Raw genomic sequence first — 26505 nt, 5'->3', positions numbered from 1 at the left:
GTGATGTAATGAAGATCGATGAAATTAAAAGGGTGCTTTCCGAATTTACTCTCTTTCGCTCTTTAAACGACACGGAATTATCCAAAGTTACCGACATTGCGATTGCAAGAGAATGGAAGAAAAATAGCCATGTTTTTCATCAAGGTGATCCGCTTGAAAATGTTTATTTCATTTATGATGGAAAGCTTAAAATTTATAAAAGCGATGTAAACGGGAAAGAACAAATCGTGGCCATTATGAAAAAAGGGGAAATGTTTCCCCATGTGGGCTTTTTCCGAAAAGGAGACTATCCGGCCTACGCTGAGGTTCTAGAGTCTTCAACCCTGATTGCCGTGCCGATTTCCAAGTTTGAAAATGTTCTGATTGAAAATCCGGAGCTATGCATTAAGGTATTTAAAGTACTTGGTGAAAAGATCGTCGACCTGCAAAACCGGCTGGAAGAGCAAATTCTCAATAATACCTATGAACAGATTGTCAAGCTGTTAATCCGCCTCGCCCAAAAGCACGGTAAAGAACAAGAGGATGGTACTATATTGTTAAAATCGGAATTTACCAATAAAGACCTAGCCAACATGATTGGAACAACGCGCGAAACCATCAGCAGAACGTTAACAAAAATGAAAAAAGACGAATTAATCGAAGTCGATGAAGAGGGCGACATGATCCTCGATATCGAAATCCTTATGGAAGAAATTCATTTAATTTAATTGAAAACTCACCGATTGGCAAGTCCGTTAGGATGGTTCATGAGGCGTAGTCGAATTTATGCGTTAGGAAAGTGTAAATTTGGAAAAATTCATACTTTCCTATTAGCTAAGACTAACCACCACCGCAGGCTATCTGCGGTGATTTTTTTGCAGAAAATGGGCACCAGGTCGGGACTAAACGCATATGATATCGTGTGAAAAATTGGAAAGAGAGGGTTTTATGATGTCTTCTAATCTTCCGAGTGATAAAAATCATGAGAAAAAGCCTGTTTCGGAACCGTTCAGTCATTTAATGAAATCCATGAATGATTTTTTCATGGAGAAACCTATTAGAGGATTCTTACAGTCCGTCGATGATTTTTTCAAAACACCTTTTCCGTTTGATGGCGGCGGAGGCTTCCATGTAGAAACTGTTGAAAGAGAAAATGAATATATAGTGTCTGCCGAACTCCCCGGTGTCAAAAGAGACCAAATCCATCTTAATATCACCGGAAACTACTTAACCATATCTGTTGAGAATAAAGAGTTAGAAACCTCAGAGGATGAGCGAAATCAAATTTATCAGCGCCGTTTTGTCAGACAGCAAACCGCAAGAACCATCTCCCTGCCTCATATGATTAATGACAGAAAAATTAAAGCCTCCTACCGGGACGGATTACTACAAATCCGCATTCCACGCGAAAAAGGAAAAATTATTGAAATTGACGAGCAAGAATAATAATTTTCCATATTATATAAAAAAGACGGCAAGGCTTGCCGTCTTTTTTATTACGCTTTAAAAATACCGCTAAAGTTTTTTACTAAGGAAGAAACCTGCGTTACCGCATTCACCATCTGGCCCGCTGTATTCATCATTTTATTAAAATCAACTGAGCCATCCTGTGATTTAAAGGAATTCATTAAGGACTGCATACCGCTTGGCTGTTTTGGTATAAAGCTTTGTTTAGGATAAGGATTCATAACCGGATATCCATTCATTGGCACATATGGAGCGGGATACATATCCTCCTTTGGCTGCAGGGGATTCTGAAATAGGAATTGCGAATCTTTTTGCGGATACTGGGAGTTTTGATGGTTCATATTCTGTGCATTATAACCTTGCTGATAGGCCGGCCCCATTGGCTGGAACATGCTTGGATGATAGCCTCCTTGCGACTGGAAAGTGTTCCAGGTCTGATTCTGGACAGGAGGCTGATATGGAAAAGCTTGATTTCGCATTACTAAATGCCGGTTCCATTGTTGGCCAACTGGACCATATTGCATCATTTGTCCCGAATATCCATTATGAAAGATGGTATTTGGTCTCATTTTTCCAAACACGGGCAAACATCTCCTCCGTATTTATCTCTGCTTCACATTATGAAAAAAAAGCCTAATTGGTGATTCAAGGAAATGTCAAAATTTCAAAGATTTTGTCTAAAGTTTAAATTTTTGAAAAAATAATAATCTCTTAATTTCATGTTACGATAGTAAAAATGATGAAGGAGGAGTAGAAATGGACATACGCGAAATAAAAGTGAGATTTAGTCAAAGCCGTGATTACACCACTGATGATGTTAATGCACTAATGGATTTTGTTAAAAAGGCCTATATCTTCAATGAAATTAGCATTAAAGAATATCGCAATCTTGTCCGTGAACTTGAAAATCAAGGTGCGGTGCCCCCAGAGGCAGCGCAGGAAAACTCCCTCATCGAACATAATGGATAGACTAAAAAAGAGATGCTTACGTTGCATCTCTTTTTTCTTTATTCACTTCTTTTAAAACTTCCGTCAGAAAAAATTCGACTGTCCGCTGGGCATTTAGAAATCTTGATTTGCTTGTTTTCGGAAAGAAAGCCTGGATGGAGAGCTGTTCGATATGTTCTGAAACGGATTCGACTTGCTGAATGCGGATATGTTTTAATGGAAAGTTTATAAGCCATTTTTTCATCTCCTCTTTCCACTCTCCGTTTATTGAGTTAACCTTATTGGCAAATGGCTTTATCACCTCATCAAAATTTTGTTCACTCCCCGTTTCTCTTGCTTCCTGAAAATGCCTCAAAAATTCTTGATTGAATGATAATAATTCCGTAGTTAAATGCTCTATTTCCCTGTCCAAGAATGCACACTCCCTTCCCGTCAAAATAAATGAAAACTCGCCGACTGGCGAGTCCGATAGGACGAAGACAGAGGCGTAGTTGAATTTATGCGTTAGGAAATTATAAATTTGTGAAAATTTATAATTTCTTATTAGCAAAAAAAGCAGCACTATTAAATGCCACTTTCAAAATTAAGACTATGATACCGAATATTAAAAACCCATTTCAAGCTTTAATGATTTTGCGGAATGGTGGGAAAGCGGATTTTGGACCATCTCTCCATTCAAAAGCATTTGGTCTGAAATTCTTTCCAATTTTGTAATTTTTTCAGCCGAATCAAGCAGTTTTTCTTGTTCCCTTTGATCAAGCTCGATGCGAAGTTCAGAAAAGGATGCTTTTAGTGCCTCGTCTAATTCTTCCAATTGATCATATATCCCCGCCAGCTTAGACAGGAGCCTATCCTTATCACTAAATGAACTATTCATTTTCTAAAACCTCCCCCACGTTTTTCCTAAAGATAATATTCGCTTTCCAATCTATGGTTCCTTCCCCCTTGACAAAACTAGAAGCATTTCGGCAAAGAAAGTGCCATTCTGGCATATTCTCTATTTTTCGTTCGACAGAATCTAGAATCGTATGAAAACCAAAATTCAGCACATGATATTAGTGGAGGTGTTTATTTTGTCTAACAACAATAAACAAAACAAAAGCCAACCGCGGCAATCTGATACAGAAAAAAGAACAGGTTACGGCGATAAAAAGTTAGAAGGACCAAACCGACCGGCTGAGTAAGAGAAAAGCAAGGAGAACACCCTCCTTGCTTTTTTCTTATTTCCATTTCTTTAAATCCAGTGCCTTTTTCAAGGAAACAAGCAGCTGCAGCTGGTGGGATTTAGCCACGTACCAATCGGTTAGGTGAATCGGGTGGCGATGATGGACTGGAAAATGCAGCCACGCGGAAGAAACTTTTCGAACTTTACTCCAATCCTGATAATCCTGCCGATGGTGCTTGATTACCGGGTAGGTCATTCTTAAGATAGGAGTAGTTCCTTCCGTTTTTATTTTGAAAAACTGTTCATAATCATTTCTTGAGCCTGTATGTGTTGTTTTTTCAGCAAACTCAAAAAAATGGGGAAATAACCTTGGCTGAAAAAGAATGCTCGCCAGCCTTTTTCCAAGATTAATCCTTTTGGATAGAGACCTAAAGCCATTCACGCTTGCTCCATATACCTCCCCGCCGCAGGTTGGGAACAACACGCAGCTAAAATGCAGCCAATCTTGAAAATTGAATATAAGTGATTGAAATACCTTTTTCTTGTAAACAGGGTGTTCAATGACCGGATTTTGAATCACATTTTGTTCATTAATGATTAGGGCGGTCATGAGCCTTTTACTATCTTCATTACGCCAAAAGCGGTGCCACTCATTTTGAATAAAGGATGAAACATGAAAATAGGGAAGTAAATGAAACAGAGGCCGGCCTAATTTCGTCGAATATTGATAGACCAATAATTGGGGGAAAACATCATGAAATATTAGCCAATTTGCCCTTTCATATGTAAAAAAAAGCTGTTTTCTGACCTGGGGGGCAAGCAGCTGCCGAAACATAGATCCTTCAAGATCGCACATATTCCAGCCGCCATTTCGGGATACCATGCTTGCCAGAAAGGACCATTGAATATCCGGATTTTCTTTAAAGTAGGAAAAATATGCATTAGTCCTTGAAATATTATCGATATTTTTTTTGCTTGTTTCGGTTTCAATTTGACGAATGATATTTTGTTCGTGTATTGTAAGGAGACTCATATTTTGTGCATCTTTCCTTCAGTTTTTAATAGATTATTAGCCGCAGGCTAATCCCTTAATAAGAATGAATCATTTATTTTTATAACAAAAACGGTACAATTAATATTAGCGTTTACCTGAAGGGCTATTTTATTCACCCACTTTTTTCTGAGATTTGATATGATAGTGAGTGTCTTAAGAGGTGAAGGAAATGAGCTTTAATTATCCAAATGGAAAAAAGTATGTTCGCTTAGATCAAGAGAAAAAAGCACCTGTAAAAATCAAGAAAAATGATGCATATGGCAATCGCGGAATGACACTTGAAGAAGACTTAAACGAGAGTAATGAATATTACCGCTCCAGGAAGATGGCCGTTATCCATAAGAAACCGACACCAATCCAAATCGTCCAAGTGGATTACCCAAAGCGAAGTGCGGCAGTTATTAAAGAAGCCTATTTTAAACTTGCCTCCACCACTGACTATAATGGCGTTTATAAAGGAAAATATATCGATTTTGAAGCAAAGGAAACAGAAAATCCTACTTCATTTCCGTTAAAAAATTTCCATCCGCACCAGATTACTCATATGGAAGAAGTGATGAATCAGGGTGGGATTTGCTTTGTTATCATCCGTTTTTCGCGATTTGATGAGGTATATTTGCTAGAGGCAAAGCATATGTTGGGTTTTTGGGACAGAATGATGAGTGGAGGAAGAAAATCGATTACAAAGGAAGAAATTAAACAGAACGGTTATCTCATACCGCTTGGATTTCATCCAAGAATTGATTATATTAAAATATTAGATAATCTTTTACCTCTTTATTAAAAAACAAATAAAGAGCAGAAAGGAAGGAATTTCAAAATGGCTGAGCAATACCAATCAAGAGAGGAGCGCCGAAAGAAACAGCAGTCAAACGATAAGGCCAGACCTAAAGCAAAGGCTAAGAAAGGGGGAATGGCAAAGAAAATTTTCCTTTCCCTAATCGTGCTTTGTTTTGTCGGCTTATTGGCTGGTGTCGGCACTTTCGCCTATTTAGTAAAGGACACTCCCAAGCTTGATCCAAAATTATTAAAAGATCCTATCCCTTCAAAGATTCTAGATAAAGATGGAGAGCTTATTTCCGAAGCCGGTTCAGTGAACCGGGAATATGTTACTTATAAAGATATACCGAAGCAGGTTGAAAATGCCATTTTGGCAACGGAGGATTATCGTTTTTATAAACATCATGGCATCGACCCGATTCGCCTTGGCGGTGCGGTACTCGCGAATTTCCGTGATGGCTTTGGTTCGGAAGGCGGCAGCACTATTACCCAGCAGGTTGTCAAAAACGCCTTTTTATCACGTGATAAAACCTTGAAACGAAAAGTTCAGGAAGCATGGCTTTCCTATCAGTTGGAACAAAAATATACAAAACATCAAATTTTTGAAATGTATGTCAATAAGGTCTATATCTCGGAAAATAGCTGGGGTATTGCCACTGCTGCAAAAATATATTACGGGAAAACACTTGATCAGTTGACACTTGCGGAAGCAGCCCAATTGGCAGGGATGCCGCAAAGCCCGAACAATTACAATCCTTTTAACCATCCGGATTTAGCCGAAAAAAGAAGAAATATCGTATTAAGTTTAATGTATCAGCATGGTTTTATTTCAAAGGCACAAATGGAGGAAGCTAAAAAGGTTGCCGTAAAAGATACGGTCCTTAAAGAGGAACAGCGGAAAATAAATGACAAGCCATATGATGCCTTCGTTGATGCAGTAATCGATGAAGTAAAAGAGAAGACCGATTTTGATATTTTTTCAGACGGTTTGACGATTTATACAACACTGGACAAAAACGCGCAGGACTATGTTAACGAGCTTTTAAACTCAAAAGACGTTATTCCATATCCTGATGATCAATTCCAGGCAGGCGTCGCACTTCTCGACACAAAGACTGGAGAAATCAGGGCAATTGGCGGCGGCAGAAACCAACAGGTGCAGCGCGGCTACAACTATGCCATTGATATACAGCGCCAGCCCGGATCTACCATTAAACCTGTGTTGGATTACGGCCCTGCCATCGAATACCTGAATTGGGGCACCTACCAAATGATTGAGGATAAGCCAATTACGTATTCGTCTGGTAAGAAATTCGGAAACTGGGACGGTCAATATAAGGGTCCGATGACGATGAGGACAGCCCTTCAGTTATCACGGAACACTCCGGCGGTTCAGGCCATTCAACAGGTAGGTCTGGATAATGCGATGAAGTTCGCTCTAAATCTTGGCATTCCATTAAAAGAAATATCTGAGTCCTATGCGATTGGCGGATTTGGAGGAAAAACCGTCGGAGTATCACCGCTAGAAATGGCCGGAGCCTATGCTGCATTTGGCAACAAAGGCATTTACAATAAGCCGCATGCTGTCACGAAAATTAAGCTGCGCGATGGTACCATTATTGACACCGCACCGGAACCTAAGGTGGTCATGAAGGATTCCACAGCATTTATGGTTACCGACATGTTAAAAAGTGTTCTAGTTTCTCCGGGTACGGGGACAAACGCAAAAGTCCCAGGCCTTCCAATGGCAGGTAAGACAGGGACTACAAACTATTCGGAAGAACAAAGAAATGCATGGAATATTAGTAAAAGTGCGGTACCAGATTCTTGGTTTACAGGGTATACGACCAATTATACTGCATCCATTTGGACTGGTTACGGTGACTATAAAACGCCGATTGAGGCAAAGGGAAATAACCAAAGAATTGCCCAATTAATCTTTAAAAATTTACTGGCCCATGTCTCAAAAGGCACCCAAACAGCTGACTTTACTATGCCAAATAGTGTGGAGAAGGTCAGAATCGAAAAAGGCTCCATGCCGGCTGTGCTTGCGAGTGAATTCACTCCTGACAGCGAAGTACTCACGGAATATGCTGTAAAGGGCCATGCCCCGAAAACAGTATCCGAGAAATATAACAAGCTTGATGCACCTAGCGGCTTGGCGGCAAAATATGATCAAGATACACAAAAAATCGCTGTAACTTGGGATTATCCAAATACAGCACAACAAAATGTTCAGTTTGATATTACCGTTGATAACGGCACTACTCCAAATCATGTGGTGCAGGCAGAAAAAGGATTCCTATTCCCAGTTAAGCCGGGTGAAAAATACACTATTACCGTTCTGGCTATTATCGGAGATCGGAAGAGCGATCCTGCAACAACCACCATTGAGGTTCCACAGGCAGAAAACGATACTGAACAAGGAAATGGAAATAATGGCACTGGGGACGGAAATGGAAATGGAAACGGAAATGGAAACGGCGCTAACAATGGGAACGGAAATGGCACCGGAACAGGTACTAGCAGTGGCAATGGCACCGGCAATAATACCGGCGGAGTCGTGATCCCGCCTGTCATACCCCCTGGAACTCCTTCCACCGGACATTAAATGAAAACTCGCCGATTGGCGAGTCCGATAGGACGAAGACAGAGGGGTAGTTGAATTTATACTTTCCTATTAGCTAAAAAACAAGAGGCTGACTTAGGTCGGCCTCTTGTTTTTTTGGATAGTTTTCCGCGCATATTGTTTTTCTTGTTCTACCATGAGTTCTGATAACTGTCGATAAGAATGGTAGAGTGATGGTCGGTACTTAATAAAAGCAAATCGCTCCTCAAGATTGACAGGCTTGTATTCGATACTTTCAAATGGAATAGCATCATTGTAGCTAAGTGGCAATCCATTCGTCAGAAACAAAAACCGAAGGTATAATTGAATTCCTTTATTCATCCATTCTTTAGCCCCTATTTGGTCCCTGTTTCGAAATACTTTCTCAAGTTGCTCCTGTATACTGGCCCATTCTTTAAGAATATCGGTTACAGACTCTGAAGGCTTACTCATTTACAGCAGCCTTTCCTTTCATTCGTTTCTTCCCTTCCCTGCATACGTCCAAAAGCGGGCAGCTTGGACACTGCGGGTTTTGCGCCTTGCAATGATACCTGCCAAAAAAGATTAAGCGGTGATGTGTGGCTGACCACTCCTCTTTCGGTACCTTCTTCATCAGCGTCTTTTCAACTTCCAATACAGAGTCCTTCCAACGGCAAATGCCGAGCCTCTTACTGACACGTTCAACATGGGTATCAACAGCGATGGCGGGAATGCCATAAGCAACCGAAACAACAACATTGGCTGTTTTCCGGCCCACTCCCGGCAGCTTTGTTAATTCATCCCTATCCATTGGCACTTCGCCATTATATTCCTCTAATAAAATTCGGCAAAGGCTTTGAATGTTTTTCCCTTTGTTCCGATAAAGACCGATCGAGCGGATATCATTTTGCAATTCCTCCAAAGGGACTTTTAAGTAGTCATCAGGGGTCTTGTATTTTTTAAATAGACCAACAGTTACCTTATTAACGAGGGCATCGGTGCATTGGGCAGATAAAGCGACAGCGATCACGAGTTCAAAAGGATTTGAATGATTTAATTCGCAATGGGCATCTGGAAACATTTCACCCATTGTATCTAAACAATGCCGAATTTGTGTATTATTAAGCAAGGTCTTCACCCCTCTAAATGTTTATTACAGAAAATAAACGAGTGAATTGTCACTCGTCGCTTTAAAATTATTGCTCTAACCAGTTATAGAATGGAATGGATGATGGCGGGGCATCCTCTCTTGGATTGCCTTTTTGAACTTGTTTCTGCCGGAATTTGCGGCCCTGATTTTTGGCCTGCTCAAGTGTCTTAATGCCGTTCTTCTTCCACTCAAAAAGAATTCTATCAATATAGCGAAAATTTAATTTACCTGACATGACTGCTTCACGAAGTGCGGCTTTGATAATGACAGGATCATGATGGTCATCATCCATCCACATCGCTAGAGACTCACATTCAAAAGGAGACAAAGGACGGCCAAATTCATTTTCAAAACACGTATATAAATCGGTTTCCTCCGTTTTCTTTTGATTCTCTTGTACATTCTGCGTGCTTGTTAAAAATTGTGACACGAGTCTTTCCCATAACGGTTTAATTGTGTACTTCTCGAAACGAATGCCGTCTTGCGAATATTCATCAATGATGGCAAGTAAGCCTCTTTGAATCAGCTTTCTAAGCATGTCACTGCATTCTGATATCGAAATGGTCATTCTTGAGGAAAGCTCTTCGGGGGTTGGAAAATCATTCCCTTTCTCTACAAACGTCATGATATTTAGTAACAGAACTAATTCTGCTTCGTTTAAATGCAAATTGCGATATTCGGAAAATAGTAAAGAGGGTACGGTAATGGTACCTTCTTCTAGCCAAGCTACTATATTATCTTTCATGTTAGGACACCTCCTAAAAAGTATATCACGAACAGGTGATTTCGAGTAAGAGAATTAGGCATCCTGTTTTGGTAAAGAAATCAAAAAGCCTGCAGGTCGCAGACTTTTTGATTTTACTAAAGGTTATACCCTAACTTTTGATTCTACGAATTGCTGCATGCGGGATACGGCTTTTTCTAATAAGTCTAGTGATGTTGCATAGGATAAACGGATGTTGTCAGGTGTTCCGAATCCTGAACCGGGAATTACAGCTACTTTTGCTTCCACCAAAAGGGCAGATGCAAAGTCGTCGACATTGCTGTAGCCAGCCATTTCAGCAGCCTTTTTCACATTTGGGTACAGATAGAAAGCACCCTGCGGCTTGACACAAGTGAACCCTGGAATGGCAACCAGCTGATCATAGATAATTTCCAATCTTTCTTCGAATGCCTTCCGCATTTCTTCAACAGGCTCCTGCGGCCCGTTGTAAGCCGCGATGGCCGCATATTGAGCGGTAGTGGTCGGGTTAGATGTGCTATGGCTAGCGAGATTAGTCATTGCTTTAATAAGTTCAGCATTACCAGCAGCATAGCCAATCCTCCACCCTGTCATCGAATGGGACTTGGAAACACCATTAATAATAATTGTTTGTTCTTTAAGCTCCGGCGAAATTTCCGCAATCGAAACATGCTTTACACCGCCGTAAACGAGCTTTTCATAAATCTCATCAGAAACAATCAAGATGTTTTCTGCCAAGCATACCTTACCAATTTCCAAAAGTTCCTCTTCTGTATATAAGACCCCTGTTGGATTGCTCGGAGAGTTAATGATGACAGCTTTTGTTCTATTGGTAATCGCCTTTTTCAGTTGTTCCGGTGTTATTTTAAAATGGTTTTCTTCCAATCCATCGATATAAACAGGAACTCCGCCCGCTAACTTAACCTGCTCCGGATAGCTTACCCAATAAGGAGTAGGAATAATAACCTCATCCCCCTCATTTAAAAGAACCTGAAACAGCGTATAGAGGACATGTTTTGCACCATTCCCGACAATAACTTCATTTGGCTTATAGGTTAAACCTTGATCTGTTTCGAATTTTTTAATAATCGCCTTTTTTAAGGCAGGAAGACCGGCCGAAGGAGTGTACTTGGTTTGTCCCTCATTCATAGATTTTACTGCAGCATCCAAAATGTGCTGAGGGGTATTAAAATCGGGTTCACCTGCACCGAGTCCAATTACGTCTTCACCTTGTTCCTTCAATTCTTTTGCTTTCGCAGTAATGGCCAATGTTGTTGAAGGTGTTAAGGACAACACCCGGCTTGCCAATTCCACTTTCATTATGTTTTCCTCCTGTCTCTACCCTAAAGATTTTCAATTTCCTTCAGCCACTCGCCAGTTTCGAAATGGAGATAATAATAATTTATTAAATTATTTTCAGAACGATAATAAATTTCCCATAAAGGGATGTTCTGCTCCATTCCGAGCCGGACCGAAATGATTTTTTTGGGATTTTTTTCTTTATTCAATGTTTGAATTGCTTCCTCTTTTGTAAGGCCGTTCTTGGCCTTTCGGACAATAACCTTTTTGCTCTTTTCGGGAACCCAGACAATAATCTTTTCGCCCTTGTTATTTTTCCCTTCAATGACATTAACGGTTTCTTGACCATTATAAACATGAAAATCTTCAACGCTTTTTAATGGAACCTTTTTTTTAGCATCCTGAACAGCACGTTCTTCAGCGGTAATTAATGGTTCCATTGCACTATGATATACTTTTATCGAAACCCCGATCACCACAGCAAGTAATAAACATGCTCCAATTATAATCCACTTTTTCAATTTCAAATCACTCTTTTATGTACGATATTTTTCCTCCAATTAATTCTTGTTACTTGTTTCCTACCAAATATCATTATAACAGGTAAAAGGAAAAATGCCCTATCTTGAAACCAAGGAATCGTAATTTTTCTTTAAGTTTTTATTCTTCTTCAGTTGGGATGGTAAAAACCTCATATTTTGAATCCGTGAACTTAAGCGTCACCGATCCATGTTTTTTTGTAAAATAAACTTCAGACCAAGTTTCGTGCAGGCCTTGAAGAATATCACGATCCGGATGATATTCCTCCGGTGTAAACAATACAGAAATCTCCGGATTTAAATAGTGGATAAAATTATTTGAGAAAAAAGAAGCCTTAGCGTAATCCGGAATTTTTAAAACATGGACATCTTCAAGATTTTTTGTCAGTAATGCCTGCTCCGCCCTTTCGCTGCAGGACGACATTAAAAAGAGACGGTGATTGAAAAACTTAAGGATAAAATCCATCCCTTCGTTTTTTTCATTTCCGACAAATTGGACTTCGGCCGTCAGGTCAGGAAAAAGTGATTCTGTTGTCCCTTCTTTCCATGTTGATACCGCGGCCTGCTTTTGATCATCAAGCCCAAAGGCTGCCTGGGCTGAGATTTTTGGAGTGGTAATCAGTTTTTCAATGTTATATTTGTCAATTAGCTTATTTACTTTTTTAAACGACAGGCTATTTTCATCCGTAGTAATGATTAAGGTTTGAATGCTTTTTACATCATAAAGTTTGAGCCACTTTTCCAATTCCGCTTCAGTGTCTTGCCCCCCGACATTGACCAAAATATTCTCGTTGTTCGGCCCTTGGATTAAAGTAGCTTCCCCAGTGGAAAGACCAATAAAAGTAATGGCCATTTCGTGTTCCTTTATATTTAAATCTATATTTTCAACCTTACCTGAAATAGCCGTTTCCGCATGAACTGCTGAAACAGCCGGAAAAAATAAGGCCAATAGAATGAATAAAATTCGCATACACATTCCTCCTGTCATCTCTAGGATGTGTATTTTTTCCAAATTTTATCATAACCAGGATTGAATTATTTTGACTATTTCTTTGGCCGATTCTTTTTTTATGGTGACTGGCGGGATGGAATTTAAGAAGGCCTTTCCATATTTCGTTGTGATAATCCGCTTGTCAAAAACAATCACAATCCCCCTATCTGTTTCAGTTCGTATCAACCGGCCAAAGCCTTGTTTAAACCGTAGGACTGCTTCAGGCAGAGAATATTCAAAAAAGGCATTGCCGCCACTTTCCTCAATTATTTGGCATTTCGCCATTGTTAACGGCTCATCCGGTGAGTTGAAGGGAAGCCGTACTAAACACAGGCATGATAAATCCTCCCCTGGAATATCCACACCCTCCCAAAAACTGCTCGTTCCTAACAGAATGGCCTTTTCATAGCGCTGGAAATTTCTCGTCAACCTTGTTCTGCTCCCGCTTGTAATCCCTTGGGCAATTAAAACATAGTCATCGAGAAAGCCGCTTTCTTTTATCAATTCGTACGTTTTCTTTAGCATGTCGTAAGCAGTAAAAAGAAGCAGCATCCTTCCTTTCGTCGCCTCAGCAATCGTAATGATGTGCTCGGTTATGGCAATCACAAATTCATCTAAGGAAACCGAATTGATTTCGGGCAAATCATCAGGAATAATCAGCTGTACTTGTTCCTTGTAATTAAAAGGAGAGGGGATGATTACCTTTTCCGGATTACTGGAATCAAGGCCGATTTCCTTGAGATAATAGTCAAAGGTATTATTAACGGTTAACGTTGCAGAAGTGATGACTGCTGCCTTTTTCTTTGCGAAAAAATATTTTTCTAAAGCTGCCGCTACACTGGCCGGCTGTGCGATAAAGGTTGTTATATTCTGCGGTGCACGTACATCGATTTCAATCCATTTAACATCATTGGTGTCTCTTAAAAAGCTGTTTATTACCCTGCCCCTTAATTCCTCTAATTCCATAAGAAACACATGGACTTCCTCGATTTTCCCCTCCTGCTTTCTGGTTAACCCATCCTTTTGGGCAATAATCCATTCCACCCTTTTACTAATTGCGGTATGCAAATCCTTTATTAAAAATGACAGCCTTTCCGCACTATGCACTAAAGCCATTCTTTCTTTAGAACTATCAGCTTTACTAAAATGGATTTTTGTGCGGTAATATCCATTTTTGTTATTAATCCTCTTTTTGGCAAATAGAGCAATTAATTTAAAAAATTCATCCATTTCGTACGAAAAGTCAATCATCATTTGATTAAGCTCAAATGTATGGATAAGCGGTTCCTTCGTGAAAGGATAAATAGCAAGAATCTTTTCTAATTCATAAAAAAGCTGTTCTTGTTCGTATAAACCAAATTGGCCAGCCAGCATTCTTGCAGATAGGTAATCCAAGGAGGTACCAAAGAATTGAACTGCCGCTTTTTCCAAATGATGCCCTTCGTCAATAACGGCAAAATCATATTCCGGCAAAACAGCGCCGTTCCCTTTAATATCACTTAATAATAAAGAATGATTGGTAATAACAATATCCGAGACTTTAGCCTCTTTTTTTGCTCGCAAATAAAAATCCCGTTCTTGCCAATCAGGATGTTTTGAAAAAGCGGTTTGCTCATTTTTAATTTTATTCCAAAAAAGGAATCCGCCGCTCGAAAGATTCAGTTCATCCTTATCACCGGTTTCTGTCTCGGTTAACCAAACAAGAATCTGCATCTTTGTTAAGGTGGTATCATAGTTATCGTTTTCATCAAGCAGCGACTGATGGAATTTTTCCAAACAGATATAATGGCTCCTGCCTTTTAAGAGTACAGCCTTTACCGGAAAAGGAATCATTTTTTCCAGAAGTGGCATTTCTTTTCTTAATATTTGCTCCTGCAGCTGAGTAGTATGTGTACTGACGATAATCGGCCGGTTCCGCTGTTTAGCGAAGAAGACTGCTGGCAGCAGATACCCTAACGATTTTCCTACCCCCGTTCCTGCTTCAATTAACGTATGACGCTCGGATACAAAGGCTTTGTAGACCACATCCATCATCTTAAATTGCCCTGTCCGGTTCTCAAAGGATTTAAGGCCGCTTTTCATCAGCCTTAATTTCTCCTCTTCAGCTTGAGGATAGTGGTATGCCTGGAATTCTAACGATGTTCCCGGCTGAGGCAGCACTTTTTTTATGGCGAGGTCCCTAAACACCTCAAAATCCTCATTATGTGCAGACTTTTCAGCCATGCTGTCAATCATTTCTTCAAGTAGCTGCTCAAGGTCGCTTTTTAATCCGCCGGATAACGGAAGAAGCCGCTTAAGCGTAATAAAGGGCAGCTGCTGTAAACGCTGGACCAACAGCAGAAAAATTTCCGCGGTCACCTCCGCATCACTGTCGGCTTGGTGAGGCCGATCGTGCTTGAGGTTTAGCATTTCAGCCAAATCGGTAAGTTTATATCCGTCCGCTGTCGGATATAGAATCCGCGACATTTCCACGGTATCCAAGACAGATCCGTAAAATCCTTCAAATCCGGCATGGATTAATTCCTCTTGAAGAAAGGATAAATCAAATAAAACATTATGGGCTACAAAATAAGCACCGTCCAGTAAGGAAAAAACCTTCGCAGCAATCTCTGAAAAAACAGGGGCATTCTTCACCATTTCATCATTGATTCCAGTTAACTCTTCTATAAATATCGGAATGGATTTTTGGGGATTAATCAGTGACGAAAATTTCTCCGTTATTTGTCCATCTTCAATTACAACAGCGGCAAATTGAATAATTTTGTCGCCCTTCTTCGGAAGATTTCCGGTAGTTTCTAAATCGATTACAACAAATTTATTAGACATTTACATAACACCCCAAAGCTTCATTCCTTAAACGGTAACATAAAAAAATAAAAAATGAAAACAATTAATATATTCGCCATTTATTATAATAAAGTCCCCGTCAAAAGAAAAATCCCCCATTGAAAGGGGGACCAGGCTGTCGAAAAACTTTCGATAGCCATTTATTTTGCTCTTTTATTTAATAATTAATATATAGGCTTTTCAACAAGTCTGTTGATTGGCGCTCCAGGCGCTTCGCTTTCCGCGGGCGTGCCGGGGAGCCTCCTCTGAGCTATCGCTCCTGCGGGGTCTCCCCTGCCCCGTACTCCCGCAGGAGTCTCCGCGCCTTCCGCGCCAATCAACAGGTGTAATCAATAAAGACCTTCATCTCAAATAAAAATAAGTACCGGTTACGGGGATTGAATAATGTAAGAGTACAGCTTCTCTCCTTACTACAACCTCCCAAAATATCAAAAAAATTGTAACACACTTATCTAGGTTCGATAATGTGTGTTACAATACTTTAGATTTTTTTGCCTCCCTGTTGATTGGAGCGGAGGGCACTCGACTTCTGCGGGATATAGAGGTCACTGGAGACCCCGCAGGCGCTAAAGCGCCGAGGAGGCTCCAGGACCTCCCCGCGGAAAGCGAGTGCCCGGAGCGGAAATCAACAGGCCCTTTAGCAGAGTCAACTCAAAAAAAGATGTAATTAGAATGATAAAAAAATAGCCGAGAAAGGTACTCTTTCTCGACAATCTGATCCCCCAAATAAAGGGGGACGTTTTTTACATAATTGTATGGGCTGGTTCGGCATGAATAAGTTCTTTTATTTGGTTAAATTCGTCCATAATCGCTACTTTTGGTTTATGGTAAGGGACTTTTTCTTCTGGTACAAGAGCATAGGAGATGATGATCACAATATCTCCAGGCTGTACAAGACGGGCAGCTGCCCCATTTAAGCAGACCACACCAGACCCTCTTTCACCAGGAATGATATAGGTTTCAAGACGAGCTCCGTTATTGTTATTGACAATTTGCACCTTTTCGTTCGGCACCATGCCAACTGCATCTAATAAATCTTCATCTATTGTAATACTGCCAACATAGTTTAAATTCGCTTCTGTGACTGTTGCACGATGTATTTTTCCGTTCATCATGTGGCGAAACATAAAATGTGGTTCCTCCTCTATTCAAGTGTCTACTCTATATCCAGAATGAGATTATCAATTAAACGAACCTTTGTAAATTTTACAGCAAGCGCAATGATTATCCTACCCTCTAATTTTTCCAGTGGTTTTAACTGTGGATAGGAATAAATCTCCGCATAGTCGACTACCCCAGACGAATTGCTCGTAATCATTTCTTTCATTAAAATGATTAAACTGTGAGGGTTCTGTTCGCCTTGATCAATTGCTTTTTTTGCTTCCTGCAGGCTTTTATACAAAACAACTGCCTGCTCTCTTTCTTCGGGCAGCAAATTGACATTGCGAGAGCTTTTGGCCAGCCCGTCTTCTTCGCGGACAATTTCCACCGCCACCACGTCTAGTGGAAAATTGAGGTCAGAAACCAATCCTTCAATGACCGCCACCTGTTGCGCGTCTTTTTTGCCAAAATAAGCCCTTGTCGGCATGACAATATGGAAAAGCTTAGACACAACTGTAGCAACGCCATCAAAATGACCAGGGCGCGATTTCCCGCATAACACATCGGTCCGAGCCTGGACAATGACTTTCACCGAAGGTTCAGTTGGATACATTTCGTTGACTGTTGGGTAGAAAATGTAGTCGACATGTTCACATTCTGCCAGCGCCCGGTCTCGCTCAAAATCGCGAGGATATGTTGAAAAGTCCTCTGTTGGTCCAAATTGCAATGGATTGACAAAGATACTTAAGACCACAATATCATTTTCCTGTCGAGCCTGCTTTATAAGAGTGAGATGCCCTTCGTGAAGATATCCCATCGTTGGGACAAAGCCGATCGATTTACCCTCACTTTTTTGTTGTTTAATTTCAGTCTGCATCTCTTTTATGGTTGTAATAACCTTCATTCTTTACCTCCGTATAAAACGAGCAGTTGCTCTTCCTTCATGGTGTAGCTGTGCTTATCTTCAGGGAACTGTTTGTTTTTCACATCCTGGGCATACGCTTGGATTGATTCAATCATAAATGGACTTACAGAATGGTACTGTTTGACGAATTTAGGAACCCGTTCAACACCGTAGCCAAGAATATCATGATAGACAAGCACCTGGCCATCGACATCAATTCCTGCACCGATGCCAATTACCGGAATAGACAAGGATTTTGTTACTTGCTCCGCCAACTGCTTAGGAACACATTCCAAGACAAGCGCGAATGCTCCTGCTTCTTCGCATTTTTTAGCGTCTTCGATTAACTGTTTTGCTGCATCTGCATCTTTGCCTTGAACCTTGTAGCCGCCTAATACACCGACTGACTGCGGTGTTAAGCCAAGATGGGCACACACTGGAATTCCCGCTCGCGTCAGGGCAGCAATATGTTCGGTGACTTCATCTGCCCCTTCAAGCTTAACAGCATGTGCTCCGGTTTCCTGAATCAATCTGCCTGCGTTAACTAATGTATCCCTGACCGATAAATGGTAGGTTAAAAATGGCATGTCCACAACTATGAATGTTTCTTTAGCCCCGCGCTTGACAGCCTTTGCATGATGGATCATGTCATTCAATGTGACAGGAATAGTAGAATCATAACCAAGAACCACCATTCCAAGAGAATCACCGACGAGAATCATATCTACGCCCCCCTGTTCCGCCTGCTTTGCTGAAGGATAATCATAAGCCGTTAACATCACAATTTTTTCGTTTTTTTCTTTCATCTTCAGAAAATCTGTCGTTTGCTTCATCCTTATTCCCTCCTTAAATTAGGGGAGAGGTGATAAAACAAATGAGAAGCTAAATAAAAAAAATCCTTCTGAAGGCAGAAGGATTTTGGTTACTTACTTCTTGTTCCATCCCTCTGTCCCGGTCCGTTTGACGGATCTAGGCAGATACCTTTTAGTTTTATAGACTTCCAAGGTGCAGTTCCTTCAGGATACTGCCCATAAAAAAATTATAGCAAATATCATCCATTCCGTACAGAATGAAATGACAGGACTATAGTTCTATATCAGCGGAATAAACATGGTGAATCACACCGGATGCATCTTCAATCTTTAAAACGCCTTCATCGGTTATCCCGAGGGCTTTTCCTTCAATGACACCGGTCAAGGTTCTAGCTTTGAGCATTTTCCCAATACTTATGGCATAGCCTTCCCATAGCAATTTAATTGGGTAAAAACCTTTTTCGAGGAAGAGCAAATATAATTTTTCAAAATGGGTAAAAATACTTCTTATGATGCTGGCCCGTGAAAGCGCATCTCCTTTTTCAATCAACAAAGAGCTTGCAATATTTTGCAATTCAGGTGGAAAGTCATCCTTCGTCTGATTGACGTTCAAGCCCATCCCAATGATGATGGAATGAATCTGATCAGCCTCCGCCTGCATTTCAGTCAGAATGCCGGTTATTTTTTTCCCATTCAGTAAAATATCATTTGGCCATTTTATTTCCGGATTAAGGCCAGTCACTTCTTCGATTGCCTGAACAATAGCAACGGCTGTTAAAAGCGTTAACTGCGGCGCCTTTGTCAATGGAACATTGGGACGGAGGATGAGGCTCATCCAAATCCCTGTATATTTTGGTGAATGCCACGGGCGATTCATTCTTCCCCTGCCGGAAATTTGTTCCTCCGCTATTACAACTGTTCCCTCAGGCACATTTTCAGAAGCTAATCTGTGGGCAATCTTTTGGGTCGATTCCACGGTTTCTTCGTAATGGATATTTTTTCCGATAAACTCCGTAGTTAAGCCAAGTCTAATTTCATCGGCAGTAATTTTTTCGGGTGTTTTGATAATTCGATAGCCTTTTTTTCTAACCGCCTCAAGTTCAAAGCCTTCTTTTCTTAATTCCTCAATATGCTTCCAGACTGCCGTTCGCGAGCAGCCAATTAATTCAGCAAGGAATTGACCTGATAAATAGGATTCACCAGCGCTGGTAAAGGAATCTAGCAGTTTTTTTCTGATTTCTGACTGCACGCTTTCAGCCACTCCTTTATCTTTTCTTTTTCGTTTACAACTTCATTTTGCAAAACTGCATGTTCTATTCTAGTAAGCAGCTCTTTCAGCCATGGGCCACCTGCCTGTTTCCGCCAAGCCATTATGTCGCTTCCGGTCACAGCCAGTTCAGATCGCTGCTTGATTGGCAGATTGTCGTAAGTGTTTAACCAATACTTTACAGAGTCATAATCATTTATGCCTTTTAAAACAAGATAAAGCTTTTCTGCGGATTGAATTGTCTCGCTGCCAGCCGTATATAGATCGTAACGGGACCAATCTTTTATGAGTCTTTGTTTGGCATATAGCAAGATGTCCTGAATTTCTTTCATTTCCTTTACAGGAAGTCGCCAATTCCGAAGAAAAGCGTCGCTATTTTGTTGATCAAGTTCTAAACAATAAAGGAGCAATGCCCACATTTCTTTCTTATTTAAGAAATCAAATGGATAAGAAAGTAATTTTTCAATTTTCAATTCCCGTTTCTTGAGCCCAGGTAAATATTCAAAAACCTGCGTTTCAAGCAAAATCCTGAAAGCATTTTTTCGATTGTCGCCAGAGAGCAGCTTTTCAAACTCGGCTCTCTTCCTCTCGACAGCAATTTTATCGAGCAGGTGCGCATCCAATTTTAAAGCTAGTAATGTTTCACCTGCAATATGAAAAGAGAGCTGGCTGACAAAGCGGACCGCTCTCATCATTCTTAGGGCGTCTTCGCGAAACCGTTCCTCCGGGCTTCCCACCGTTCGAATAACCCTTTCCTTAATGGCTGTTTGGCCGTCAAAAGGGTCAATAATGCTGCCATTTGCATCCATAGCGATGGCATTCATGGTAAAATCCCTTCGCATCAGATCTTCGTTAAGATTGCGAATAAATGATACCTCCTTAGGCCTCCGAAAATCCTGATACTCTCCTTCGGTCCGAAAGGTGGTAATTTCATAAGAATTGTTTTTAAACAGGACAAGAACCGTTCCATGTTGAATACCGATATCAACAGTTTTAGGAAAAATCGCTTTCACTTCTTCAGGTTTGGCTGACGTCGCAATGTCGACATCGCTAATTTTATTTCCAAGTAAATAATCCCTAACCGATCCGCCCACAAAGTAGGCTTCATATCCAGCGGACTCAAGCCTTTTGATGACTGGAACAGCCGATAAAAAGGGTTCTTTCATATTTTTCTCACCTTATTTCAGCAGCTTAAAATAAAGCATTTCGTATTGCTCGACAATTTGCTCTGCTTTAAATTTCGTTTTAACTGTTACTTCTGACTGCTGTGAAAATTGCTGATGAAGAGCTCCATCATTCAATAGACGAATTGCTTTATCAGAAATATCCCCAATATCACCGACGTTACAAGTATAGCCCGTTTTGCCGTTCTCAATAACCTCAGGGATGCCTCCTACATTGGTTCCAATCACCGGTACTCCGCAGGCCATTGCCTCTAGGGCAACAAGACCGAAGCTTTCCTTTTCCGACAATAGGAGCATCAAATCGCTGATGGAATATAACTCTTCTAGGTTTTCTTGTTTTCCTAGGAAAATGACTTGATCCTCTAACCCAAGCTGTCTGACCAGTTTACAAACGATGGTCATTTCGGGTCCATCCCCGACTAGCAACAATTTCGCCGGCATCACAGCGGAGATATTGGCAAATGTTTTAACCACATCCTGGACGCGTTTGACGCCGCGAAAATTGGATACATGGATAATGACCTTTTCATCTTCCCTTATCCCAAATTCAGCTCTTAAATGATTGGAATCTGTTTTTTGATAAACTCGGTCATCAATAAAGTTATATACTGTTTCAATTTGCTTGTCAGGATTGATGACCTCATATGTCTGCTGGACCAATGCATTTGAAACAGCCGTCACCGCATCCGACTTTTCAATGCCAAATTTTATTGCATCTGTGAGGGACGGATCATACCCAAGCACGGTGATGTCAGTACCGTGCAGGGTGGTGACTATTTTTATATCCCTTCCTGCCATTTGCTTTGCCAAAATAGCGCACACCGCATGCGGAATAGCATAATGGACATGAAGCAGGTCGAGTTTCTCTCGATTGGCCACTTCAGCCATCTTACTGGCGAGAGCGATATCATAGGGTGGAAATTGAAAAACCGAATATTGATTTACTTCTACCTGATGATAATAGATGTTGTGATAGATTTTGTTCAGCCGAAATGGGATGCTTGATGTTATGAAATGAATCTCATGCCCCTTCTCCGCCAGGAGTTTTCCCAATTCTGTCGCGACAACCCCGGAACCTCCGACAGTCGGATAACAGGTAATGCCAATTTTTAATTTTTTCATACGTTAATCTCCCAGCAAATCACGGTTCAATAGAATAGGAACCTTTGTTTTAAAGCCTTCCGCATATGTAACATTGACCAGTTTCCCAAACATTCTTTCTCTTGCCTCAACGGTTTCAATATAACCATTGACAAGAGGTGTGTCGTAGCTTGTATCTGTCCGGTCGAACTGGCTTTTATAGGATTGTAATGCCGCTATTTTTTTGTCCATAGACATGGAAATGTCGACAGTAAAGTCCGGCTTGTGAAAGCCATTTATCATATAAAAATACAATCTATTTACCCGATGGGGCTCGCTAGATTCTGTTTCAAATTTTTTTATTCCCGCCGAAAAAACCGCCTCTTCAACGAGACGGGCACAATTCCCATGATCCGGATGACGATCTTCCAAAAAAGGAGCAAACACGAGTTTCGGCTTATGTTGACGAATGATATCCGCTATCTTTCTTATGTATTCATCCTTTAAATATAACCCTCTATCAGGAAACCCGAGTGATATCCGGTATGAAACCCCTAAAACCTCTGCAGCCTTAGCCGCTTCCGCTTTCCTTAGTGTCACATTTCCGTTAGAGGAAAGATTCGCATCCGTTAAATCACATATTCCGATCTGATACCCTTCTGCTGTTAATTTTGCAATTGTACCTGCCATGCCGATTTCGACGTCATCGGCATGGGCCCCAAATGCAAGAATATCCAGTGATTTACCTTGCATGTCCTTCACCAACTTTGATTATTTTTAGTCCAAAATATTTTCCAGCCCGTACACAAAGCTGTTATGTTTCATAACTGTTTCAACAGCGACCTTTACACCGGACATAAATGATTCACGGTTATAGGAATCATGGCGGATGGTTAAGGTTTGTCCATCTGAACCGAATAATACCTGCTGATGGGCAATCAGCCCAGGCAAGCGGACAGAATGGATATGCATCCCGTCAAATTCAGCACCGCGTGCTCCTGTTATAGTTTCTTTTTCATTTGCATGACCTTGTTTTTTCGCTTCCCTGACAGCCGAAATCATTTCAGCCGTTTTAACTGCTGTACCGGACGGGGCATCTAGCTTTTTATCATGATGCAATTCAATAATTTCAACATCACGAAAATATTTTGCAGCAAGCTGCGAAAATTTCATCATTAACACCGCTCCTATTGCAAAATTTGGAGCGATAATACAGCCTAGCTCCTTTTCCTTGCAAAGGCGCTCTAATTCTTCCAGATTTTCTTTTGAAAAACCAGTTGTACCTACCACAGGCCGTACATTATAGCTAAGTGCCGTTTTGGCGTGCAACATGCCAAACTCTGGCGTTGTTAAGTCAATTAGTACATCTGCCTGAACATTTTGTAAACACTTTTCAATATCGGTATAAATGGGAACGTTATGTATCGATTGAAAGCCTTCAATGTCGCTAAGCATCATTCCGTCATGTTTATGGTCAAGGACAGCCACTAGGTTAAAGTGTTCGGTTCCTGCCGCTAGCTTTACTGCTTCACTGCCCATTCGACCTCTAGGACCTGCAATCATTATATTAATCTGCTCCATTTTTCTCACTCCATATTTTCCTGATTTTTTCTCGTCCAACGATCCTTATCCCGTGTATTAAACTTGTTCATCACATAATCATGCGCTTTTTCCAAATCAATGTTTAAGGAATTGGCAAGACAAATTAACACAAACAAAAGGTCGCCAAGCTCCTCATCAACAGCTTTCTCGCTTTCTGTTGATTTCTTCGGTTTTTCGCCGTAATAATGGTTGATTTCCCGTGCCAGTTCACCTAGCTCCTCTGTCAGTCTTGCGAGCATTGCCAAAGGACTAAAATATCCTTCTTTAAATTGACTTATATATGTATCAACTTCTTCTTGAAGTTCTTTCATTGTCTTACCATCAGCCAAACCTTATCACTCCAAACGATGCTGTTATTTGTCAGGCAGGCATGCTCCTGCTCACTATTTTATGTTAGCTAAATTATGGCTGATTTACAAATGTTTTCACTGGAATGATTGGAATTCGCTGGCCAGATTGCCCAACAATAAATTATTCGATATAATTAAATCCGCCATAAGGAAGAAAAATATGGATGAGGAGGAAGGATATGATATTTAGCCTTAAAATAAAAAATATACTATTTATCCTGCTTGGCGCAGCGATATTTTCATTTGGACTGGTCCATTTTAATATGCAGAACAAACTGGCGGAAGGCGGGTTTACGGGGATCACTCTTTTGTTATTTTTCCTTTGGAAATGGGATCCGTCGTATACCAACTTGATTTTAAATATCCCGCTATTTTTTATAGGATGGAAGATGCTTGGTCGTAATGCCTTTTTTTACACCCTAATTGGAACAGTCAGTGTGTCCGTCTTTTTATGGATTATTCAGCGCAACGCGATTAACATGCCATTAAATCATGATTTAACGCTTGCTGCCCTGTTTGCTGGAGTTTTTGCCGGTATCGGATTAGGGATCATCTTCAGGTATGGCGGCACAACTGGTGGCGTTGATATTATTGCCCGGCTCGTCCAAAAATACTTTGGCTGGAACATGGGCAAAACGATGTTTCTGTTTGATGCCTGTGTCATCACTCTCTCCTTAATCACCTATTTGAATTACAAACAGGCGATGTATACCTTGGTTGCCGTTTTTGTTGGGGCCAGGGTAATAGACTTTATTCAAGAAGGTGCCTACTCAGCAAGAGGCGCGATGATTATTTCCGAGAAAAACGAAGAAATCTCCGCTAAAATTATGGAGGAGATGGAACGCGGTGTTACAGCTCTGAAAGGTTTCGGTTCCTATACAAAAAACGAACGGGACGTCCTATATTGTGTGGTCGCTAAGAATGAAATTATGCGTTTAAAAAATCTGATTACTTCAGTCGACCCGTATGCATTTATCTCCATTTCTATCGTCCATGATGTCCACGGGGAAGGCTTTACGCTGGATGAGAATAAAATGCCGATAACAGACTAAAAGACTGACTCGGGAACGAGTCAGTCTTTTCTGGTTAATCTTCACTTCGATTCATCCCAGTAAAAATTAATACTAATCTAAGTAATTCCAGAACGGCTACTGCTGCCGCTGCTACATAAGTAAGGGCTGCCGCGTTTAAAACCTTGCGGGCCTCCCTTTCCTCTCCGCTGCCGACCAATCTAAGTGAGGCAATTTGGTCCATGGCCCGGCTTGAGGCGTTAAATTCAACAGGAAGAGTTACAATTTGAAAAAGTACAGCCGCTGCCATACAAATAATTCCTAACAGCAGCATTCCTGACAGATGGGCAAATATGCCGATCATGATAAGAATCCACGAGGCATTTGAACCAAGGTTTGCAACTGGAACTAAGGCATGGCGAAACCGCAAAAATGCATATCCTTGAGCATCTTGGATGGCATGTCCGCATTCGTGAGCCGCAACTGCTGCCGCTGCAATGGAATGTCCGTGGTAATTTTCTGGTGACAAACGAACAGTTTTGCTGCTTGGGTCATAATGATCGCTTAAAAATCCCCGGCCTTCTTCTACGGCAACATTATACAAACCGTTGGCATTCAATATTTCTCGGGCCACTTCTGCACCTCTATGATATGTTGCGGCAGAAATTCTAGAATATTTTGTAAATGTACTTTTTACTTTCCACTGTGCCCACAAAGGAATCAGAATGATGAAAGCAAAATATAGCAAATACATGATGAAACCTCCTAAGAGAGCTCTTTGATGATTTACATTTTAGTAAAAGGGATTAGAGGCGTCAATCTTTATGCTCTCTGGACCGGTCTTTTCTAACATCCTTTTCCCCTTGGTACTTCCTCCAGCCGACATAAGATAATGTCGCAATGATAATACTCCCTGTTGAAATGATCACCCACCAAAGGGAAGGATCGGCCTCATCATCCTCGATATTGGCAAATAAATTCTGCAGATCTGTATCAAGTTTATCTAGCTCTACCCGGCCTTGTGAATCAGTTAAAACTTGAGAGCGATATTCATCAATAAATTTGATACGTGCATCTAATCTTTGTATATTTTCCACAGGAACATCAATTTTCATACTTGGATAAATGACGTTATAGAGAGATAAAAACGTATTAAAACTCGCATGGAAATTCGCAGAATTACCGGTCACAGCTGCTTCCTTGGCTTGGTGGAACGCTGTCATGATTGGACCTTCCATCTCCGTCCATAAGGGCTGATGACTTGTGGCAATCGCATCCATAACCAGCCTGAATTTCGTCAACTTATTAATACGCTCCTCATGTTTCATATCTGGACTTACTGCTGCTTCCATTGCTTCGTCATGTGAAGTGTTAATGATTCGAACCTCATCCATTGTTAATGGCTGTCCGGTGACTGTAACACCTTTAAACTGATCAGAAAAATAATCAAGCAACTTCCTGGCGTCATCATATCTATGAAACTTGACCATTTGAAGAGCTTCATCGGAAATGTCATCAAGCCGCTCCATTGGGGATTGTCCTTCCGCATATACTGATATCGGCATTAGTAAACATATAATTGCTAATAACAGGAACTTCTTTATATTCACTAACCTTGTCCCCCTTTTCGTTACTAATAAAATGTAT

29 protein-coding genes are annotated in these 26505 nt (G+C 40.8%); 7 read left to right on the top strand and 22 right to left on the bottom strand.

Annotated elements, in window-relative coordinates:
- Positions 1–8: 8 nt before the first annotated feature.
- Positions 9–707, top strand: coding sequence for a Crp/Fnr family transcriptional regulator (locus KHA99_RS26095; RefSeq protein WP_213120400.1), 699 nt, complete (start codon positions 9–11; stop codon positions 705–707).
- A gap of 223 nt (positions 708–930) precedes the next feature.
- Positions 931–1425: an Hsp20/alpha crystallin family protein gene (locus KHA99_RS26090; protein WP_213120399.1), complete on the top strand. Its 495-nt coding sequence runs from the start codon at positions 931–933 to the stop codon at positions 1423–1425.
- A gap of 50 nt (positions 1426–1475) precedes the next feature.
- Here the strand turns inward: KHA99_RS26090 and KHA99_RS26085 are convergent, their stop codons facing one another.
- Positions 1476–1838: a YppG family protein gene (locus KHA99_RS26085; RefSeq protein WP_249366895.1), complete on the bottom strand. Its 363-nt coding sequence runs from the start codon at positions 1836–1838 to the stop codon at positions 1476–1478.
- Positions 1839–1903: 65 nt separating this feature from the next.
- On the opposite strand from KHA99_RS26085, the gene KHA99_RS26080 reads away from it, so the two are divergent.
- Entirely contained in the window at positions 1904–2083 is a 180-nt protein-coding gene (locus KHA99_RS26080; protein ID WP_213120678.1) for a hypothetical protein, read from the top strand.
- A gap of 119 nt (positions 2084–2202) precedes the next feature.
- Complete coding sequence (gene yppF / locus KHA99_RS26075) at positions 2203–2415, top strand: YppF family protein (RefSeq protein ID WP_213120398.1); 213 nt, start codon at positions 2203–2205, stop codon at positions 2413–2415.
- 16 nt (positions 2416–2431) lie between these two features.
- On the opposite strand, the gene KHA99_RS26070 is transcribed toward yppF, so the two are convergent.
- From KHA99_RS26070 to KHA99_RS26060, 3 genes are all read right to left on the bottom strand, one after another.
- The gene (locus KHA99_RS26070) at positions 2432–2806 is read right to left on the bottom strand and encodes a DUF1798 family protein (RefSeq protein ID WP_213120397.1); all 375 of its coding nucleotides are present in this window, start codon (positions 2804–2806) and stop codon (positions 2432–2434) included.
- A gap of 192 nt (positions 2807–2998) precedes the next feature.
- Positions 2999–3271 (bottom strand): hypothetical protein, encoded by a 273-nt coding sequence (locus tag KHA99_RS26065; RefSeq protein ID WP_213120396.1) that lies wholly within the window; start codon positions 3269–3271, stop codon positions 2999–3001.
- A 343-nt stretch (positions 3272–3614) separates the two neighbouring features.
- The gene (locus KHA99_RS26060; RefSeq protein ID WP_213120395.1) at positions 3615–4592 is read right to left on the bottom strand and encodes a DUF2515 domain-containing protein; all 978 of its coding nucleotides are present in this window, start codon (positions 4590–4592) and stop codon (positions 3615–3617) included.
- A gap of 190 nt (positions 4593–4782) precedes the next feature.
- Here KHA99_RS26060 and recU point away from each other — a divergent pair, with 190 nt between their 5' ends.
- Both recU and KHA99_RS26050 read left to right on the top strand, forming a co-directional pair.
- Positions 4783–5397 carry a Holliday junction resolvase RecU gene (gene recU, locus KHA99_RS26055; RefSeq protein ID WP_213120394.1) on the top strand — a complete coding sequence of 205 codons (615 nt, stop codon included), beginning with the start codon at positions 4783–4785 and terminating at the stop codon, positions 5395–5397.
- Positions 5398–5433: 36 nt separating this feature from the next.
- Positions 5434–8004, top strand: coding sequence for a transglycosylase domain-containing protein (locus KHA99_RS26050; RefSeq protein ID WP_213120393.1), 2571 nt, complete (start codon positions 5434–5436; stop codon positions 8002–8004).
- A gap of 93 nt (positions 8005–8097) precedes the next feature.
- On the opposite strand, the gene KHA99_RS26045 is transcribed toward KHA99_RS26050, so the two are convergent.
- From KHA99_RS26045 to KHA99_RS25970, 16 genes are all read right to left on the bottom strand, one after another.
- Positions 8098–8454, bottom strand: a complete 357-nt coding sequence (locus tag KHA99_RS26045) for a YpoC family protein (protein ID WP_213120392.1) — start codon at positions 8452–8454, stop codon at positions 8098–8100.
- Positions 8447–9109: an endonuclease III gene (gene nth, locus KHA99_RS26040; protein WP_213120391.1), complete on the bottom strand. Its 663-nt coding sequence runs from the start codon at positions 9107–9109 to the stop codon at positions 8447–8449. Before nth ends, KHA99_RS26045 begins: the two co-directional genes overlap by 8 nt.
- A 67-nt stretch (positions 9110–9176) precedes the next feature.
- Positions 9177–9875 carry a DnaD domain-containing protein gene (locus KHA99_RS26035; RefSeq protein ID WP_213120390.1) on the bottom strand — a complete coding sequence of 233 codons (699 nt, stop codon included), beginning with the start codon at positions 9873–9875 and terminating at the stop codon, positions 9177–9179.
- A 123-nt stretch (positions 9876–9998) separates the two neighbouring features.
- Positions 9999–11186, bottom strand: a complete 1188-nt coding sequence (locus tag KHA99_RS26030) for a pyridoxal phosphate-dependent aminotransferase (RefSeq protein ID WP_213120668.1) — start codon at positions 11184–11186, stop codon at positions 9999–10001.
- 29 nt (positions 11187–11215) lie between these two features.
- Entirely contained in the window at positions 11216–11692 is a 477-nt protein-coding gene (locus KHA99_RS26025) for a cell wall elongation regulator TseB-like domain-containing protein (protein ID WP_213120389.1), read from the bottom strand.
- A gap of 139 nt (positions 11693–11831) precedes the next feature.
- On the bottom strand, positions 11832–12680 hold the full coding sequence (locus KHA99_RS26020) for a ComEC/Rec2 family competence protein (RefSeq protein WP_213120388.1): 849 nt from the start codon (positions 12678–12680) through the stop codon (positions 11832–11834).
- A 48-nt stretch (positions 12681–12728) separates the two neighbouring features.
- Positions 12729–15527, bottom strand: a complete 2799-nt coding sequence (gene dinG, locus KHA99_RS26015; RefSeq protein WP_213120387.1) for an ATP-dependent DNA helicase DinG — start codon at positions 15525–15527, stop codon at positions 12729–12731.
- Between the two features lie 764 nt (positions 15528–16291).
- Entirely contained in the window at positions 16292–16675 is a 384-nt protein-coding gene (gene panD / locus KHA99_RS26010; protein ID WP_213120386.1) for an aspartate 1-decarboxylase, read from the bottom strand.
- Positions 16676–16704: 29 nt separating this feature from the next.
- Positions 16705–17553, bottom strand: a complete 849-nt coding sequence (gene panC, locus KHA99_RS26005) for a pantoate--beta-alanine ligase (protein ID WP_213120385.1) — start codon at positions 17551–17553, stop codon at positions 16705–16707.
- A complete protein-coding gene (gene panB, locus KHA99_RS26000; protein ID WP_213120384.1) occupies positions 17550–18386 on the bottom strand; it encodes a 3-methyl-2-oxobutanoate hydroxymethyltransferase in 837 nt (278 codons plus the stop codon). Before panB ends, panC begins: the two co-directional genes overlap by 4 nt.
- 250 nt (positions 18387–18636) lie before the next feature.
- Positions 18637–19614: a biotin--[acetyl-CoA-carboxylase] ligase gene (locus KHA99_RS25995; protein ID WP_213120383.1), complete on the bottom strand. Its 978-nt coding sequence runs from the start codon at positions 19612–19614 to the stop codon at positions 18637–18639.
- Positions 19584–20798 carry a CCA tRNA nucleotidyltransferase gene (locus tag KHA99_RS25990; protein WP_213120382.1) on the bottom strand — a complete coding sequence of 405 codons (1215 nt, stop codon included), beginning with the start codon at positions 20796–20798 and terminating at the stop codon, positions 19584–19586. The genes KHA99_RS25995 and KHA99_RS25990 overlap by 31 nt, the downstream gene beginning before the upstream one ends.
- Before the next feature lie 12 nt (positions 20799–20810).
- Entirely contained in the window at positions 20811–21938 is a 1128-nt protein-coding gene (gene bshA, locus KHA99_RS25985) for an N-acetyl-alpha-D-glucosaminyl L-malate synthase BshA (RefSeq protein ID WP_213120381.1), read from the bottom strand.
- A 3-nt stretch (positions 21939–21941) separates the two neighbouring features.
- Positions 21942–22649 carry a bacillithiol biosynthesis deacetylase BshB1 gene (gene bshB1, locus KHA99_RS25980; RefSeq protein WP_213120380.1) on the bottom strand — a complete coding sequence of 236 codons (708 nt, stop codon included), beginning with the start codon at positions 22647–22649 and terminating at the stop codon, positions 21942–21944.
- Positions 22650–22673: 24 nt separating this feature from the next.
- Positions 22674–23477 carry a 4-hydroxy-tetrahydrodipicolinate reductase gene (dapB, locus tag KHA99_RS25975; RefSeq protein WP_213120379.1) on the bottom strand — a complete coding sequence of 268 codons (804 nt, stop codon included), beginning with the start codon at positions 23475–23477 and terminating at the stop codon, positions 22674–22676.
- A 5-nt stretch (positions 23478–23482) separates the two neighbouring features.
- Entirely contained in the window at positions 23483–23809 is a 327-nt protein-coding gene (locus KHA99_RS25970) for a nucleotide pyrophosphohydrolase (protein ID WP_213120667.1), read from the bottom strand.
- 218 nt (positions 23810–24027) lie between these two features.
- Between KHA99_RS25970 and KHA99_RS25965 the strand changes: the two genes are divergently transcribed.
- Positions 24028–24900 carry a YitT family protein gene (locus tag KHA99_RS25965; RefSeq protein WP_213120378.1) on the top strand — a complete coding sequence of 291 codons (873 nt, stop codon included), beginning with the start codon at positions 24028–24030 and terminating at the stop codon, positions 24898–24900.
- 34 nt (positions 24901–24934) lie between these two features.
- Here the strand turns inward: KHA99_RS25965 and KHA99_RS25960 are convergent, their stop codons facing one another.
- Entirely contained in the window at positions 24935–25612 is a 678-nt protein-coding gene (locus KHA99_RS25960; protein ID WP_213120377.1) for a zinc metallopeptidase, read from the bottom strand.
- 61 nt (positions 25613–25673) lie between these two features.
- Positions 25674–26468, bottom strand: coding sequence for a sporulation protein YpjB (gene ypjB / locus KHA99_RS25955; protein ID WP_284035984.1), 795 nt, complete (start codon positions 26466–26468; stop codon positions 25674–25676).
- Positions 26469–26505: the final 37 nt, after the last annotated feature.

This window comes from Neobacillus rhizophilus (assembly GCF_018343535.1).
In the GTDB taxonomy this organism is placed as follows: Bacteria; Bacillota; Bacilli; order Bacillales; family Cytobacillaceae; genus Neobacillus; species Neobacillus rhizophilus.
This window is presented reverse-complemented; position numbering and strand designations above follow the sequence as displayed.